Origin of the sequence: Enterobacter cloacae complex sp. FDA-CDC-AR_0132 (genome assembly GCF_003010695.1) — a bacterium.
GTDB lineage: Bacteria > Pseudomonadota > Gammaproteobacteria > Enterobacterales > Enterobacteriaceae > Enterobacter > Enterobacter ludwigii.
Window position 1 is genome coordinate 2526872 of sequence record NZ_CP027618.1, and the last position, 16105, is coordinate 2542976.

General features: G+C 56.2%; 15 protein-coding genes and 1 tRNA gene. 12 read left to right on the forward strand and 4 right to left on the reverse strand.

Features of this window, described 5'->3' with window-relative positions; all coding sequences use genetic code 11:
- Positions 1–16 precede the first annotated feature (16 nt).
- The gene (locus AM379_RS12210; protein WP_020882800.1) at positions 17–733 is read left to right on the forward strand and encodes a class I SAM-dependent methyltransferase; all 717 of its coding nucleotides are present in this window, start codon (positions 17–19) and stop codon (positions 731–733) included.
- On the opposite strand, the gene rnhA is transcribed toward AM379_RS12210, so the two are convergent.
- On the reverse strand, positions 734–1201 hold the full coding sequence (gene rnhA / locus AM379_RS12215; RefSeq protein WP_014168741.1) for a ribonuclease HI: 468 nt from the start codon (positions 1199–1201) through the stop codon (positions 734–736).
- Between the two features lie 64 nt (positions 1202–1265).
- On the opposite strand from rnhA, the gene dnaQ reads away from it, so the two are divergent.
- The 9 genes from dnaQ to AM379_RS12260 all read left to right on the forward strand — a co-directional run bounded on the left by dnaQ (position 1266) and on the right by AM379_RS12260 (position 10368).
- The gene (gene dnaQ, locus AM379_RS12220) at positions 1266–1997 is read left to right on the forward strand and encodes a DNA polymerase III subunit epsilon (RefSeq protein WP_032677465.1); all 732 of its coding nucleotides are present in this window, start codon (positions 1266–1268) and stop codon (positions 1995–1997) included.
- A 132-nt stretch (positions 1998–2129) separates the two neighbouring features.
- Positions 2130–2206 (forward strand) — tRNA-Asp (locus tag AM379_RS12225).
- A gap of 387 nt (positions 2207–2593) precedes the next feature.
- The gene (locus AM379_RS12230) at positions 2594–3313 is read left to right on the forward strand and encodes a FadR/GntR family transcriptional regulator (RefSeq protein ID WP_014168746.1); all 720 of its coding nucleotides are present in this window, start codon (positions 2594–2596) and stop codon (positions 3311–3313) included.
- Positions 3310–4323, forward strand: coding sequence for an ABC transporter ATP-binding protein (locus AM379_RS12235; protein WP_106503741.1), 1014 nt, complete (start codon positions 3310–3312; stop codon positions 4321–4323). Before AM379_RS12230 ends, AM379_RS12235 begins: the two co-directional genes overlap by 4 nt.
- Positions 4320–5402 (forward strand): ABC transporter ATP-binding protein, encoded by a 1083-nt coding sequence (locus AM379_RS12240; RefSeq protein WP_014168748.1) that lies wholly within the window; start codon positions 4320–4322, stop codon positions 5400–5402. Before AM379_RS12235 ends, AM379_RS12240 begins: the two co-directional genes overlap by 4 nt.
- Positions 5403–5404: 2 nt before the next feature.
- Positions 5405–6919, forward strand: coding sequence for an ABC transporter substrate-binding protein (locus AM379_RS12245; RefSeq protein WP_020882796.1), 1515 nt, complete (start codon positions 5405–5407; stop codon positions 6917–6919).
- 18 nt (positions 6920–6937) lie between these two features.
- The gene (locus AM379_RS12250; protein WP_106503742.1) at positions 6938–7879 is read left to right on the forward strand and encodes an ABC transporter permease; all 942 of its coding nucleotides are present in this window, start codon (positions 6938–6940) and stop codon (positions 7877–7879) included.
- A 2-nt stretch (positions 7880–7881) separates the two neighbouring features.
- Positions 7882–8757 (forward strand): ABC transporter permease, encoded by an 876-nt coding sequence (locus AM379_RS12255; protein WP_106503743.1) that lies wholly within the window; start codon positions 7882–7884, stop codon positions 8755–8757.
- A 9-nt stretch (positions 8758–8766) separates the two neighbouring features.
- The gene (locus tag AM379_RS12260; protein WP_020882793.1) at positions 8767–10368 is read left to right on the forward strand and encodes a gamma-glutamyltransferase family protein; all 1602 of its coding nucleotides are present in this window, start codon (positions 8767–8769) and stop codon (positions 10366–10368) included.
- A gap of 41 nt (positions 10369–10409) precedes the next feature.
- On the opposite strand, the gene AM379_RS12265 is transcribed toward AM379_RS12260, so the two are convergent.
- Positions 10410–11180 (reverse strand): amidohydrolase, encoded by a 771-nt coding sequence (locus tag AM379_RS12265; RefSeq protein WP_014168753.1) that lies wholly within the window; start codon positions 11178–11180, stop codon positions 10410–10412.
- A gap of 108 nt (positions 11181–11288) precedes the next feature.
- Positions 11289–13733 (reverse strand): acyl-CoA dehydrogenase FadE, encoded by a 2445-nt coding sequence (gene fadE, locus AM379_RS12270; RefSeq protein WP_014168754.1) that lies wholly within the window; start codon positions 13731–13733, stop codon positions 11289–11291.
- Between the two features lie 239 nt (positions 13734–13972).
- Between fadE and lpcA the strand changes: the two genes are divergently transcribed.
- Together lpcA and AM379_RS12280 are read left to right on the forward strand one after the other, a co-directional pair.
- The gene (gene lpcA, locus AM379_RS12275; protein WP_014168755.1) at positions 13973–14551 is read left to right on the forward strand and encodes a D-sedoheptulose 7-phosphate isomerase; all 579 of its coding nucleotides are present in this window, start codon (positions 13973–13975) and stop codon (positions 14549–14551) included.
- 46 nt (positions 14552–14597) lie between these two features.
- The gene (locus AM379_RS12280) at positions 14598–15365 is read left to right on the forward strand and encodes a class II glutamine amidotransferase (RefSeq protein ID WP_106503744.1); all 768 of its coding nucleotides are present in this window, start codon (positions 14598–14600) and stop codon (positions 15363–15365) included.
- Here AM379_RS12280 and dpaA read toward each other — a convergent pair.
- The gene (dpaA, locus tag AM379_RS12285; RefSeq protein ID WP_014168757.1) at positions 15336–16076 is read right to left on the reverse strand and encodes a peptidoglycan meso-diaminopimelic acid protein amidase; all 741 of its coding nucleotides are present in this window, start codon (positions 16074–16076) and stop codon (positions 15336–15338) included. The genes AM379_RS12280 and dpaA overlap by 30 nt on opposite strands.
- Positions 16077–16105: the final 29 nt, after the last annotated feature.

The following is a 16105-nucleotide window of genomic DNA, read 5'->3' on the forward strand; positions in this document are numbered from 1 at the left end:
CGTGGTGGGTGTGTTGATGAAACCGGCAAGGATACCTCAGATTGTCCCGGCACCTGAACGTTGGGCCGAATTGCCCTGGGGTGAATACTATCGCGAGAACCTGGAACAGCAGCTTAAACCCTGGCTCGCGAAAATGTATGGTTTTCACTTGCTTAAGATTGGCAATCTCAGCGCGGAAATCAATACCGAAAGCTGCGCTATCTCACATCAGGTTAATGTCTCTCTTGGCGCATCACCGGTTCAGGTGAAAGCGGATCCTTTGCATCTGCCGTTTGCGGAAAAGTCCGTTGATGCCTGCCTGCTGGCACACACGTTGCCCTGGTGCAGCGATCCTCATCGCCTGCTGCGCGAGGCCGATCGCGTCCTGATTGATGATGGCTGGCTGATACTCAGCGGGTTCAATCCGCTGAGTCTGATGGGGCTGCGCAAGCTGGTTCCGGTGCTTCGCCGGACACCGCCGTATAACAGCAGGATGTTCACGATGATGCGCCAGCTTGACTGGCTTTCACTGCTGAATTTTGAGGTGCTCTGCTCGGGCGGTTTTCAGGTACTTCCCTGGGCGCGGCAGGGGGGCGTTGTTCTGAGCACCCATCTGCCGGCATTAGGCTGCATGCAGTTTATTGTCGCGCGTAAGCGGACCATCCCCCTTACGCTTAATCCGATGAAGCAGAGTAAATCGAAATCGCCCATTCGCCAGACCGTGGGCGCCACGCGGCAGTACAGAAAACCCTGATCAGGATTCGGGCTGATAGCCTGTGTCTTCATGAGCGGGGTTGGATGCCGCTGCCCGTGCCAGTTCGTCACAACGTTCGTTTTCGGGGTGGCCTGCGTGACCTTTAACCCATTCCCATTTAATCTCGTGCTGGCCCAGCGCAGCATCAAGACGTTTCCAGAGATCGACGTTTTTGACCGGCTTTTTGTCTGCCGTCTTCCAGCCGCGTTTTTTCCAGTTGTGGATCCACTGGGTGATCCCCTGGCGTACATACTGACTGTCAGTGCTCAACACCACATCGCAGTGTTCTTTTAGCGCTTCCAGCGCCACAATGGCGGCCATCAACTCCATGCGGTTGTTGGTGGTCAGAAAATAGCCTTCGCTAAAAGTTTTTTCATGCTCACGATAGCGCATAATCGCGCCATAACCGCCAGGCCCTGGGTTGCCAAGGCAAGATCCATCGGTGAAAATTTCTACCTGTTTACGCATCTCTGGTAGACTTCCTGTATTTGAAACGTTCAGTTAAACGATAAGTCTGACATAAATGACCGCTATGAGCACTGCAATTACTCGCCAGATTGTCCTCGATACCGAAACCACCGGTATGAACCAGATCGGCGCGCACTACGAAGGGCACAAGATCATCGAGATCGGTGCCGTTGAAGTGGTGAACCGTCGTCTTACGGGGAACAACTTCCATGTCTACCTCAAACCCGACCGGCTGGTGGACCCAGAAGCGTTCGGCGTGCACGGTATCGCCGATGAGTTCTTGCTGGATAAACCGACCTTCGCGGAGGTGGCAGACGAATTTCTGGAATATATCAAAGGCGCCGAGCTTATCATTCACAACGCGTCGTTCGATATCGGCTTTATGGACTATGAGTTCAGTAAGCTCCATCGTGATATTCCGAAAACGAACACGTTCTGTAAGGTGACCGATAGCCTGGCGCTGGCGAGGAAAATGTTTCCTGGCAAGCGTAACAGCCTGGATGCGCTCTGTTCTCGCTATGAAATAGATAACACCAAGCGAACGCTGCACGGCGCATTGCTCGATGCCCAGATCCTGGCGGATGTCTACCTGGCGATGACCGGTGGTCAGACGTCCATGAAATTCAGCATGGAAAATGAATCGCAGCAGACGCAGGGGGAAGCGGGGATTCAACGTGTTGTTCGCCAGGCCAGTCGTTTGCGGGTGGTTTTAGCCAGTGATGAAGAGTTACTTAACCATGAATCCCGTCTTGATTTAGTGCAGAAGAAAGGCGGAAGCTGCATGTGGCGGGCCTGAAAAAGGGCCGGAATGCCTGTAAAATCATCGTTTGGGTGAATTTTGCAGCAAACGATTCAAAACGTGAGAAAAAGCGTTGACGAGTCCAGAGGCAAACCGTAATATGCGCCTCGTTCCCCCAGCGGGAACAGTGGAGCGGTAGTTCAGTCGGTTAGAATACCTGCCTGTCACGCAGGGGGTCGCGGGTTCGAGTCCCGTCCGTTCCGCCACTATTCAGAAGGCCTGAATCAGAAATGATTCAGGCCTTCGTCGTTTCTGCGTCTGCAAATCTTCTTTATCTGCCCCCCCTGTCTTTATTAACAAAAAATTAATATCTGTGGTGCAATTAATTAACATTTGATCAATGATGGTGCACAATTTGCACCGTATTTGTGCATTTTGCCACCGATTGTCTTTTTGGCAGCGGAGCAGATGTGTAATTTTGTAAAAAATAATTCACAGAAAATCATTCGCTTATCTCCATCCCTTCAGAAAGTTCATGAACCAATGCTTTATTGGTTCGTTTATTGCTTAATCATTAGCACGGTAAGTAGCACGTCATATCAATAACTTATCGTTAATAAAAATAAAGTAATGATGATAGCGAGCGAACCAATATGGAAAAACCGTCACGGTTTCTGGCCAATTCCAGCACCGCGCTTGAGCAGCTGCGCGGACTGATCAACCAGCATGAGTCAACACCAGGCACTCCGCTGCCCACTGAACGTGAGCTGTCGGAGACTCTCGGCGTAGGACGACGTGAAGTACGTCGTGCGCTGGATGTGCTGGAAGAGGAGGGGCGGATCTGGCGTAAACAGGGCAAAGGGACCTTTATAGGCCCGTCTGCACCTGTTGAACCTCTGGCCCTTCAGGGATTGGTTCAGCAAACCAACCTTCTGGAAGTCATGGAAGCTCGTCTTCAGCTCGAACCCGGCTTAGCCCGGCTTGCGGCACTGCGTGCCACCAGGGAAAACCTCGCGCTTATGCAGCGCATGCTGGAACGCATTGATAAGGTCAGCCCGGACGACCGCGATCTCAACGAACTCTGGGATAGCGCATTTCACCGCGCCATTGCCGAGGCTGCCGGTAATCGCCTGATGCTTGGCCTGTTTGATGCCATTGATGCCGTCAGACGTGAACCGGGCTGGCAGCATTTGCGCGAATTAGCCCGTACACCCGAGCGGGTTGATCACTACAACGACCACCATCAAAAAATCATGTCTGCGATTATCCATCGCCAGCCTAATGAAGCAGCGGCCGCCATGCGCGAACACCTGCTTAGCCTGCAGTCAGCCCTGATTCAGGCTATTCACCTTGAGGACGACTTCACGCTATGACGACGATCCCGTTTAAGGACCCCACGCCTGTACTGCGGCTGCAAAATCTTAACGTAACGTTCGCCGGCTCTCCGGTGAGCGTGCTTGATGGTATTTCACTGACGGTCAACGCGGGAGAAACGCTGGCGCTGGTGGGGGAATCCGGCTGCGGGAAAAGTATCACCTCATTAGCGCTGATGGGCTTACTGCCCGCCAGCGCACAGATCGTCAGCGGCGAGATGCAGTTCCGTCGTCACGACTTACGAAAGCTTTCACCGCGGGAATATGCCGATCTTCGCGGCAGCGAACTGGCAATGATTTTCCAGGAGCCAATGACCTCGCTCAACCCTGCCTTCACGCTGGGAGACCAGCTCAGTGAAGCGGTGATGCGCCATCAGAAACTTTCTCGTGCAGAGGCGATGAAGGTTGCGCTGCAGATTCTGGAGAAGGTGCAGATCCCGGCAGCAGAAATGCGCCTGAAAGCGTATCCGCACCAGCTTTCCGGGGGGATGCGTCAGCGCGTGATGATTGCGATGGCGCTGATTAACCATCCACGTTTGCTGATTGCCGACGAGCCGACAACCGCGCTGGATGTGACCATTCAGGCGCAGATCCTCGCGCTGCTTAATACCCTCAAAGAAGAGACCGGTACGGCGGTGTTAATGATCACCCACGATCTGGGCGTGGTGGCGGAAGTCGCGCAGCAGGTGGCGGTAATGTATGCCGGACAGGTGGTAGAGCAGGGGAGCGTGGAGGCCATTTTTGCCGACCCGCAACACCCGTACACCATTGGGCTGATGGGCTCTATTCCGTCCCTCGGCGCGCGTAAAGGCGTGCTTTCCACTATTCCCGGTGCCGTTCCGCTGCCGGAATCCATGCCCAAGGGGTGCCGGTTCGCTACCCGCTGCCCCTTCGCGCAAGCGCGGTGTCATGACGAAAAGCCGTCGCTGACGGCGATGGAGACCGACCATCAGGTGGCCTGCTTCCGCGTGCCGCTGGAACAACATATTGCGCTGGGAGAAATTGCATGACGACGCCCATTCTTGAAGCCCGGGACCTGAGCAAACTTTTTCCCGGCCCTAAAAAACTGTTTACTCCAGCACGTTTTGTCACCGCGGTCGATCGCGTCTCCCTCTCCGTCATGCCTGGTGAAACGCTGGCGATTGTGGGTGAGTCCGGATCCGGAAAATCGACGCTGGGCCGTCTTCTTCTGCGGCTGCTGGCGGCCAGCGAAGGACGCGTATTTTATCAGGGTGAAGAGATCACTCATGCCTCGGGAGCGCGTCTGAACCAGCTGCGGCGGGAGCTGCAGATCATCTTTCAGGATCCTTTCGCATCGTTAAACCCGCGCATGACGGTCGAGCAGATCGTCGGTGAGCCGCTGTGGCTACACCAGTCGATGAAGAAAGCCGACAGGCAATATCGGGTGGCGGAGCTGCTTAAAACCGTAGGGCTGCCAGCGGCCTGGGCGCAACGTTATCCGCACGAATTTTCCGGAGGGCAGCGTCAGCGAATCGGTATTGCGCGTGCACTGGCCTCCGGGCCAAAGCTGTTGCTGGGGGACGAGCCGGTCTCCGCGCTGGATGTCTCGGTTCAGGCGCAGGTGGTCAACCTGCTGGAAAGTCTGAAGCATCAGCTGGGGCTGACAATGGTGATTGTTGCCCATGGCCTGGCGGTTATCCGCCATATGAGTGACCGCGTGGCGGTGATGTATCTCGGGCAAATTGTTGAGCTTGCGACCGTCGACGAAATCTTTGATGCCCCGCTACACCCCTATACGCAGGCGTTAATCGCCTCCGCCCCCCAGATGCAGCCAGGCGCGCCGCGCGTGGCACCTCTGCTGCAGGGGGATTTACCGAACCCGGCCAGCCCACCGTCAGGCTGCCGTTTCCATACCCGTTGTCCGTATGCCACGGATGAATGTCGCCAGGTCGAGCCGATCAATCAGGTGCTGGACGGGGGACGCCAGATTGCCTGCCATCGCTGGCAGGAGATTAACCGCGATCGCAGTGTTATCCAGATAGCACCGCCATCTGCAGCCTTTCTGCGCCGCCGCGCGCTGTTTGAACACGCGGCCACTCACTCCTCCCTTCCTTCAAGGAACTCATGATAATGACAATGCGTAATTCTCTTTTGACCGTACTGGGAAGTGTTATGTTGCTTGGCGCGGCGCTGCCCGCCCATTCTGAAAGCGTACTGCGAATTGGTCTGGGGGCGGATCCGGACATGCTCGATCCGCATCTGGCGCGCACCTATTATGGCCGTTTCGTCTTTGCGTCTCTGTGCGACCGGCTGGTGGACGTGGATGAGCATCTGAAAGTGGTTCCCGGGCTGGCGAAATCGTGGGCCTGGAGTGACGACGGCAAAACGCTGACCATGGATCTGCGTGAAGGTGTGACCTTCCATGACGGTGAAAAATTTGACGCCGCCGCGGCAAAATACAACCTCGACCGCGCGCTAACGTTAAAAGGTTCGCTGCGTAAAAGTGAAATCTCGTCCGTTGAGTCCGTTGAGGTGACAGGCCCGATGCAGATTGCCCTGCATCTGAAAACACCTGATGCCGCACTGCTGATGCAGCTTACCGATCGCGCCGGGGCGATGATGGCACCCGACGCCGCGAAAAAGCCTGACTTTGCCGCCCATCCGGTCTGCTCTGGCCCCTATAAGTTCGACAGCCGCGTCTCGCAGGACCGTATCGTTCTGACGCGTTTTGACAACTACTGGAACAAAGGCGCTTACCACTTCGATAAAATTATTTATCTGCCGATCCCGGATGCCTCCGTGCGTCTGGCTAACCTGCGTGCAGGGGATCTTGATCTGACGGAAGGCATTGCCGCAAGCGACGTTAAAACCGTAGAAGCCGACAGCAAACTGGCGCTGGCGAAGGTGACCGGTCTGGGTTATCAGGGCATTACCTTCAATATCAATAACGGCAAGGTCCCGGCGAACGATCCGTTTAAGGATGCCCGCGTGCGTGAGGCATTTTCTCAGGCAATCGATCGCGATGCGTTAAATCAGGTGGTCTTCGAGGGGCTGTACACCCCGGCAAACCAGGCGTTTTCTACCGTAAGTCCGTATCACGTTAACCTGCCGGTGCCACCACGCGATGTCGACAAAGCCAAAGCGCTGTTGAAAGCGGCAGGCGTCACTACGCCGCTGAACGTCAATCTGCTGGTGCCCAACAACCCAACTTCACAGCAGGTCGGTCAGGTACTGCAGGCGATGGTCGCAGAGGCTGGCTTTAACCTGAACCTGCAAATGACCGAGTTCGCCACGCTGCTCGACCGCCAGCAAAGCGGTGATTATCAGCTGAGCTTCTCTGGCTGGTCGGGTCGTCCGGATCCGGATGGCAGCATCTACGGCTTCATTAACAGCAAAGGCACCCTTAACGACGGTCGTTACAGTAACGCGCAGGTGGATGAATGGCTGACGCAGGCGCGCCTGAGCAACGACAAAGCCGTCCGTCAGCCGCTGTACGACAAGGTGGTGAAACAGCTGCAGACGGATATGCCTATTGCCTACCTCTATTTTGAACCGCGTATTTTTGGTCTGAACAAGAGCGTGCAGGGCTTTAAACCGTATCCGGACGGCATTGTGCGTCTGGCTGGCCTGACGCTGGCGAAATAACTGGCCTGAGGAGAACCCATGCTGGAACTGATTTGCAAACGTCTGCTGCTGGCCATCCCGACCTTACTGCTGGTGAGCATGATGGTGTTTGGCCTGCAAAAACTGCTGCCCGGCGATCCGCTGATCGCCATGGCCGGGGAGGAGCGCGATCCGGCGGTGATCGCCCAGCTGCGTGCTGAGCTCAATCTCGATGCGCCCATCCCGGTGCAGTACTTCAACTGGCTGACGCGCGCGCTGCAGGGCGATCTTGGTGTCTCCTTACGCACTCACGAGCCGGTCACCCAGCTCATTGCCAGCAAACTGGCGGTGACGCTGGAGCTATCGCTGCTGGCGATGATCATCGCGCTGGTGTTTGGCATCAGCATGGGGATCCTCGCGGCGGTCAATAAAAACAGCTGGGTCGATCACGGTGCCAACTTTGTGGCGATCTCGGGGATCTCGATACCGCATTTCTGGCTCGGGATCCTGTTGATTCTGGTCTTCTCGGTTAATCTGCAATGGCTGCCAGCGTCGGGGTTCGTGCCGTTTAGTGAAGATCCGATCCAGAACCTGCGTACGCTGTTGTTGCCTGCGTCGGTACTGGGAACGGGGCTGGCGGCCACGCTGATGCGCCATACCCGCGCCTCCATGATCGCGGTAATGAAGGCCGATTACATCCGCACCGCACGGGCTAAAGGGCTGTTGCCAAAGGCGGTGATTTTAAAGCATGCGTTTCGCAATGCGCTGGTTCCGGTGATCACCCTGACCACGCTGCTGTTCGGCGAACTGTTGGGGGGCGCGGTACTGACCGAACAGGTCTTCACCATTCCAGGGTTCGGCAAGATGATCGTCGATTCGGTCTTTAACCGTGACTATGCGGTGGTGCAGGGGGTGGTGCTTATCGTGGCGATCGGTTTCCTGCTGCTGAACCTGCTGGCCGACGTGCTTTACGTTCTTATCAACCCGAAAATGCGAGGTTAAGCATGGCGGAACTGACAACTCAAACCATTGCCGCGGTTCAGCCCCGTGCGCAGAACCGGGTGCTGAAGAAATTTCTCGCCAATAAAAGCGCGGTGATGGGTGCCGTAGTGGTGGGCTTTTTTGTGCTGGTGGCACTGCTGGCGCCGTGGATCGCGCCTTTTGATCCGGTGAAAGCCAATTTCCTGGCGGTGCGTAAAGCGCCTTCGGCGATGTACTGGTTTGGGACCGATGAACTGGGCCGCGATATTTTGTCCCGCATTATCTGGGGGGCGAGAACGTCGTTGATGGCTGGCTGTATGTCGGTGGTGATCGCCGTGGTCATTGGCGTTCCGCTGGGGCTGGTGGCGGGTTACTTCCAGAAGATGTGGGACGGCGTGATCTCGCGTTTTATTGAAGCGCTGCTGGCCTGTCCGTTCCTGATCATGGCGATCGCGCTCGGGGCGTTTCTGGGCCCAAGCCTGACCAACGCCATGATCGCCATTGGCCTCTCCGCAATGCCGATCTTCGCCCGCCTGACGCGCGGCCAGGTGATCGCCATTAGCAACGAAGAGTACATCGACGGCGCGAGGGCGATTGGCCTGCCGGATCGCTGGATCATCATTAAGTATGTGCTGCCCAATGTGATGTCTCCGATTCTGGTGCAGGCCACGCTGGCCATTGCCTCGGCAATCATTGCTGAAGCCAGCCTGTCGTTTCTGGGGTTAGGCCAGCAGCCGCCGAACCCGTCTTGGGGCTCAATGCTTAATACCGCGAAAGGTTTCCTTGAGCAGGCTCCATGGATGTCTGTATTCCCCGGTGTGGCGATTTTTCTTGCCGTGCAGGGCTTTAATTTACTCGGCGACGGGCTGCGCGATGCGCTCGATCCGCGCCATGACTAAGGAGTCATGATGACCAAAGCGCTTGATTTCACTTCCGGTTACGATTCACGACGCCCGCCGATGATGGGCCACAACGCCGTGGCGACATCTCAGCCGCTGGCGGCCCAGGCGGGAATGAAAATGCTGCAGCTCGGCGGGAACGCGGTTGATGCGGCGGTTGCAACCGCCATGGCGTTGACGGTGGTTGAACCCACCGGCAACGGTATTGGCAGCGATGCCTTTGCCATCGTCTGGGATGGTGAAAAACTCCACGGCCTGAACGCCTCAGGCCGCTCGCCTGCCAGCTGGCACGCGGATCTGTTTGCCGGTAAAACCGCGGTGCCAGAAATTGGCTGGGATGCCGTCACCGTGCCGGGTGCGGTATCGGGCTGGGTGGCGCTGGCAGAACGTTTTGGCACGCTGCCGCTCACTACGCTGGCGCAACCGGCCATTGAGTATGCGCGTAACGGTTTTCCGGTCTCCCCGTTGATTGGCCATCTCTGGCAGCGGGGTTATAACAAGCTCAAAGATCAACCAGGCTTTAGCGCCTGCTTTGCACCGGAAGGGCGTGCTCCCCGGGTTGGCGAGATCTTCCGTAACCCGGCGCAGGCTCATTCGCTGGAGCTGATTGCCAGAACCAACGGTGAAGCATTTTACCGCGGCGAGCTGGCGCAGAAAATTGCCGCTTTCGCGAAAGAGCATGGTGCGCACCTGACGGCAGAGGATTTGGCCAATCATCGTGTGGACTGGGTAGAACTGCTGTCGCGTGATTTTGCCGGTGGTTCAGTGCAGGAGCTGCCGCCAAACGGGCAGGGCATCGCCACGCTGATTGCGCTCGGTATTCTGGAGCAGTGTGGAATTGAAAAACATCATCCGGATTCCGTGCAGTCGCTTCATCTGTCTATTGAAGCGATGAAACTGGCGCTGGCGGATCTCGATCGCTACGTCGCTGATGAAGAACACATGGAATTCGCGGCCCAGGCGTTGCTGAGCGATCGTTATCTGGCGTCGCGCGCGGCGCTTATCGACCCCGATAACGCCTCCGATTTCGTCTACGGTTCGCCGACGCAGAGCGGCACGGTCTACCTGAGCGCTGCAGATTCCAGCGGTATGATGATCTCCTTTATTCAGTCCAACTATATGGGCTTTGGATCCGGGATTGTGGTGCCGGAGACCGGGATCAGTCTGCAAAACCGCGGCTGTGGCTTTGTGCTGGATCCAAACCATCCGAATGCGCTGGCGGGCAGTAAGCGTCCGTTCCACACCATCATTCCGGGCTTTGCGATGGACGGCAACGGTAAACCGCTGATGTCCTTTGGCGTCATGGGCGGGCCAATGCAGGCGCAGGGGCATATGCAGATGGCGCTGCGCATCATGCTGCACGGGCAAAACCCACAGGCGGCAATTGATGCGCCTCGCTGGCGCGTGGTGCAGGGCAGGGAAGTGATCGTCGAATCGACGTTCGATCGCAATACTATCGCCGCACTGCGTGAGCGCGGGCACCAGATCGTGGTGGAAGATCCGCTCCAGGATTACAACTTCGGCGGCGCGCAGGTGATTTATCGTATGCCGGAAGGGCATTATGTGGCGGCGACAGAGAGCCGCAAAGACGGGCAGGCGCTGGTGAGTTAATGATGTCCCCTCCCTCTACCTGTGAGAGGGAGGGGAAACCGTTATCCAATGCTAAAGGGATCCGCATCCTGCCAGGCCGGAAACTTCTCGCGATATTCCTTCAGGGCCGTCAGTGACAACTCAGCATCAATGCGCGTTGCCTGATGCGGCTCGGCGGTGGCAATAATTTCACCCTGCGGGTTCACCACCCGGCTATCCCCCCGATAATGATGCCCGTTGCCATCGGTCCCCACGCGGTTACAGCCGACCACATACGCCTGGTTTTCAATGGCGCGTGCGACCAGCAGCGACTGCCAGTGCAGGGAGCGCGGGGCAGGCCAGTTGGCGACATACAGCGCCAGGTCGTAATCGTTGCGGTTGCGTGACCACACCGGGAAGCGCAGGTCGTAGCAAACCAGCGGCAGAATACGCCAGCCGCGCCATTCGAACACCACGCGCGCATCACCCGCTTCATAGTGATGATGTTCATCTGCCATGCGGAACAGATGGCGTTTATCATAGAAATGCACTTTCCCTTCCGGCTCGACCAGCAGGAAGCGGTTGACCGGCCCGCGTTCGGTTTGCAGCGCAGCGCTGCCGGCAATCAGCGCATTGGTTTGCTGTGCTTTGGCGTGCATCCAGGCGACCACCTCTTGCTGTGGCATTGACTGTTGCGCCGCTTCCATGGCGAAGCCGGTAGTGAACATCTCCGGCAGGACAATCACATCACGCCCGGTAATGCCTTCCAGTTGACGATCAAAGTGGCGCAGGTTGGCAGGGCCGTCCATCCACACTAAAGGTTGCTGCAAAATCGAAATCTTCAGACCAGGCACAATTCAGACTCCTCAAACGACCACTTTTTGACACTGTAGCACGACATAAAGAGAAAATGTGGCAATAAAAAACCCCGCGCGTGGCGGGGTTTGTAGAAGCGAAACGCGTTATGCAGCTTCAGGTTTGCGGACCTTCTCCGGCAGCTTTACCGGCTGTGTCGCCAGCTCATCCGGGTCGAAATCATCCACGTTAATGCTGCGCAGACGGCTCTCTTCGGCTTTCACCAGCAGAGCGGCTTCATCATTGTTGATGATCCCGCCCGTCAGGGCCTGTTTCGCCAGTTCATCCAGGCGGGTGAACGGCAGGTTTTTGCCCAGCTGTTTGCAGATCTTCTGGTGGATGGGATCGGCAGCCATCACGTCCAGCAGCGCTTCTTCCAGCAGACCAACCGGGTTATGCGGCGTGGGAGCCAGATACTGACCGCGGCCGATACGGGAACGGGTTGCGCTCGGTACCTGCAGGATCTTCGCCACTTTGTGATCCAGTTTGTCAGACGGCGCCAGATGATGACGACCGGTCGGGAAGATCACCACGCGAAGGGCGCCTGCAACAAAGCGGTTCGGGAAGTTCGCCAGCAGATCGTCAATGGCCTGTTCCGCCTGATACATCGCATCCTGAACACCCCAGTGAACCAGCGGCAGATCGGCTTCCTGACGGCCTTCATCGTCGTAGCGTTTGAGGACCGCAGAGGCCAGGAAGATTTGGCTCAGCACATCACCCAGACGGGCAGAGATACGCTCACGACGCTTCAGGCTACCGCCCAGCACCGCCATAGAAACATCTGACAGCAGAGCGAGGTTGGCGCTCAGGCGGTTAAGATGCTGGTAATAACGTTTGGTCGCATCACCGGTTGGCGTGGCGCTGGTAAGACCGCGCGTCAGACCCAGCCAGAAGCTGCGCACCTTATTACTGCCCACGTGACCGATATGTTTGAACAGCAGCTTGTCGAAGGCATCCACGTCGTTATTCTGCGCGGCGGCCATCTCTTCCAGAACATAAGGATGGCAACGGATTGCACCCTGGCCGAAGATCATCATGCTGCGGGTCAGGATGTTTGCCCCTTCAACGGTGATGGCAATCGGTGCGCCCTGGTAGCCGCGCGCCAGGAAGTTCCCCTCGCCGAGCATAATACCTTTACCGCCCGCGATATCCATTGCATCAATGATTGACTGCTGTGCGCGGTGGGTACAGTGATACTTCACGATAGCTGACAGCACGGCCGGTTTTTCGCCCAGCATAATGCCGTAGGTAATCAGGGAGGCGGCAGCATCCATCACGTAGGCGTTGCCTGCGATACGTGCCAGCGGCTCTTCGATCCCTTCCATCTTGCCGATAGAGATTTTGAACTGACGGCGGATATGGGCGTATGCACCAATCCCCATCGCGACAGATTTCAAACCACCGGTCGAGTTCGACGGCAGGGTAATACCGCGGCCAACCGACAGACATTCCACCAGCATGCGCCAGCCCTGACCGGCCATTTTCGGACCACCGATGATGTAGTCAATCGGTACAAAGATATCCTTGCCGCGGGTTGGGCCGTTCTGGAACGGTACGTTCAGCGGGAAGTGGCGACGACCAATTTCAACGCCTGGGGTGGAGGTTGGGATCAGCGCACAGGTAATGCCCAGATCTTCTTCACCGCCCAGCAGTTTTTCCGGATCGGAGAGCTTAAAGGCCAGGCCCAGCACGGTCGCGATAGGGGCGAGCGTAATATAACGTTTGTTCCAGGTCAGGCGCATACCCAGCACCTGTTGACCCTGCCATTCACCCATGCAGACGACGCCGGTATCCGGGATCGCACCCGCATCGGAGCCCGCTTCCGGGCTGGTCAGCGCGAAGCACGGAATTTCCTGGCCACGTGCCAGACGCGGCAGGTAGTGATCTTTCTGCTCTTCGGTACCGTAGTGTTGCAGCAGTTCACCCGGGCCTAACGAGTTCGGCACGCCAACGGTGATCGCCAGGATCCCGGAAACGCCTGCCAGTTTTTGCAGGACGCGTGCCTGAGCGTAAGCGGAGAACTCCAGACCGCCGTACTCTTTCTTAATGATCATCGCGAAGAAGCGGTGTTCTTTCAGATACGCCCACAGTTCTGGCGGCAGGTCCGCCATTTCATGGGTAATCGCGAAGTCATTTGCCATGCGGCACGCTTCTTCCACCGGACCATCAATAAAGGCCTGTTCTTCAGCGGTCAGACGCGGTTGCGGATAGTTGTGCAGCTTTTTCCAGTCCGGGTTGCCCTGGAACAGGTCGCCTTCCCACCAGGTGGTACCGGCATCAATCGCTTCTTTCTCCGTACGCGACATGGGCGGCATCACTTTGCGGAAGCCTTTGAACACCGGCGCGGAGATCATCGATTTACGCATCGGCGTAAAGTTAAACGGCAGAAGAATGATAGCCAGCGGGACTAAAAGCCAGATATTCCACAGGCCAGCGACGCCAAGCGCAGCCGTCCAGGCCAGCAGAATCAGACTGCTCAGGAATAAACTCACCCGGTGATAGAACAGCACACCGAGCAGAACAACGGTTGCGAGAATGCTCAAAATCATCATAAAGAAAAGCTCCCTTGCTTGTAGGAGGTCTGACCACTTGTGATGATATGGTTGTAGTTGATGTTATTTCCTTTAGCAATGTGTTTACAAAATAATTACAACCTGGTTCACATTGTTCAGGTTTAAGCCGGCACGAAAACGCAAAACGCCAGACGATTCGCATGGCTTTAGCTTCTCGCTTTTCCCGCTATCCGGTACACTCCACTGTGTTATTTCATCAATACTGAAGGATTATCCTCATGTACCAGGATCTTATTCGTAACGAACTGAACGAAGCGGCGGAAACGCTGGCTAACTTTCTGAAAGATGATGCCAATATTCACGCTATTCAGCGCGCAGCGGTCCTGCTGGCCGACAGTTTCAAAGCCGGCGGTAAAGTGCTCTCCTGTGGTAACGGTGGTTCCCACTGTGATGCGATGCACTTTGCAGAAGAGCTGACCGGGCGTTATCGTGAAAACCGTCCGGGCTACCCGGCGATTGCGATTTCCGATGTGAGCCACATTTCCTGCGTCAGTAACGATTTTGGTTATGACTATATCTTCTCTCGCTACGTTGAAGCCGTGGGCCGTGAAGGTGACGTGCTGCTGGGTATTTCGACGTCCGGAAACTCGGCTAACGTGATCAAAGCGATTGCCGCAGCGCGTGAAAAAGGGATGAAAGTCATCACCCTGACCGGTAAAGATGGCGGTAAGATGGACGGTACGGCGGATATCGAAATCCGTGTTCCACACTTCGGTTATGCTGACCGCATTCAGGAAATTCACATCAAAGTGATCCACATCCTGATCCAGCTGATCGAAAAAGAGATGGTTAAGTAAGACTTCGCTGGGGGCATGATTGCCCCCGCTGTTGTGGAGGTGATGTATGTGCGAATTGCTCGGGATGAGCGCCAATGTGCCAACCGATATCTGCTTTAGCTTCACCGGGCTCGTTCAGCGCGGCGGGGGCACCGGGCCGCATAAAGACGGCTGGGGCATTACCTTCTACGAAGGCAAAGGATGTCGCACATTCAAAGATCCCCAGCCCAGCTTTAATTCCCCGATTGCCAGACTGGTGCAGGACTATCCCATTAAGTCCCGCTCGGTGATTGCCCACATCCGTCAGGCAAACCGTGGGGAAGTGGCGCTGGAAAATACCCACCCGTTCACCCGCGAGCTGTGGGGCCGTCACTGGACCTACGCGCACAATGGCCAGCTCTCCGGCTATAAGTCGCTGGAGACGGACAATTTCCGTCCGGTCGGTGAGACCGACAGCGAAAAAGCGTTTTGCTGGCTGCTGCACAAGCTGACGCAGCGTTATCCGCGCACGCCCGGCAACATGACCGCCGTCTTCAAATACATTGCGTCGCTGGCATCAGAACTGCGTGAGAAGGGCGTGTTCAACATGCTGCTGTCTGACGGGCGTTATGTGATGGCGTTCTGTTCGACCAATCTGTTCTGGATTACGCGCCGCGCGCCGTTTGGCGTCGCCAAGCTGCTCGATCAGGATGTGGAAATTGATTTTCAACGAGAGACCACACCGAATGATGTGGTCACAGTGATCGCGACCCAGCCACTGACGGGCAACGAAACCTGGCAAAAGATTATGCCAGGCGAGTGGGTCTTATTTTGTCTCGGGGACCGAGTAGTTTGATGCCAGCTGTGGCTGGACGACTTCGTGGCTCAGCGGCTTGCTGACCACATAGCGGCCATCGACAACCGAGACAACCGGCGGCTTGTGCGTCTGCTCAAAGTAGTCGTAACCCGGTTTCAGCTGTTTCCAGAAATCCGCGTAGTAGGAGTACTTGTGACGCGCCATGTTGGCATCGGTCATGCGGAACGGGTAGATGCTGACCTGAACGTTCGGCTGACCAAAGACCAGTGCGCCGGTGACAAACTGGAAAATCTCATCAATGCCGGTATCGGTCATCGCATAACAGCCGATAGACACGCATGCACCGTGGATCATCAGGTATTTGCCTTCATAACCGTGGGCACGGTCATAGGCGTTCGGGAAGCCAATGTTAATGGCTTTATAGAAGCGGCTGTCAGGTTTTAGCTGGCTACGCTGAACGTTGTAAAACCCTTCCGGACTTTTGAAATCGCCCTGACGCTGTTTTGGCCCCAGACCACCGGAGTAGTTACAAATCTTGTAACTATCAAGCAGCTGATATGTCTCGCCCATTTTTACAAACAGATCGAGTGTGCGTTCTTCCTTGAAGATTTGAATATAAACCGGTGATCCCATTAACTGCTGTTTATATTCTTTGCTGACCGGCGTGGTTGAGCTATTGCTGCTGAGCAGCCCGGCAAACGATACGCACGGAATCAGGAGCATCGCAATGAACAATGCGATTTTACGCATACTACTAGTTCCTTGATAAAACTAAGACC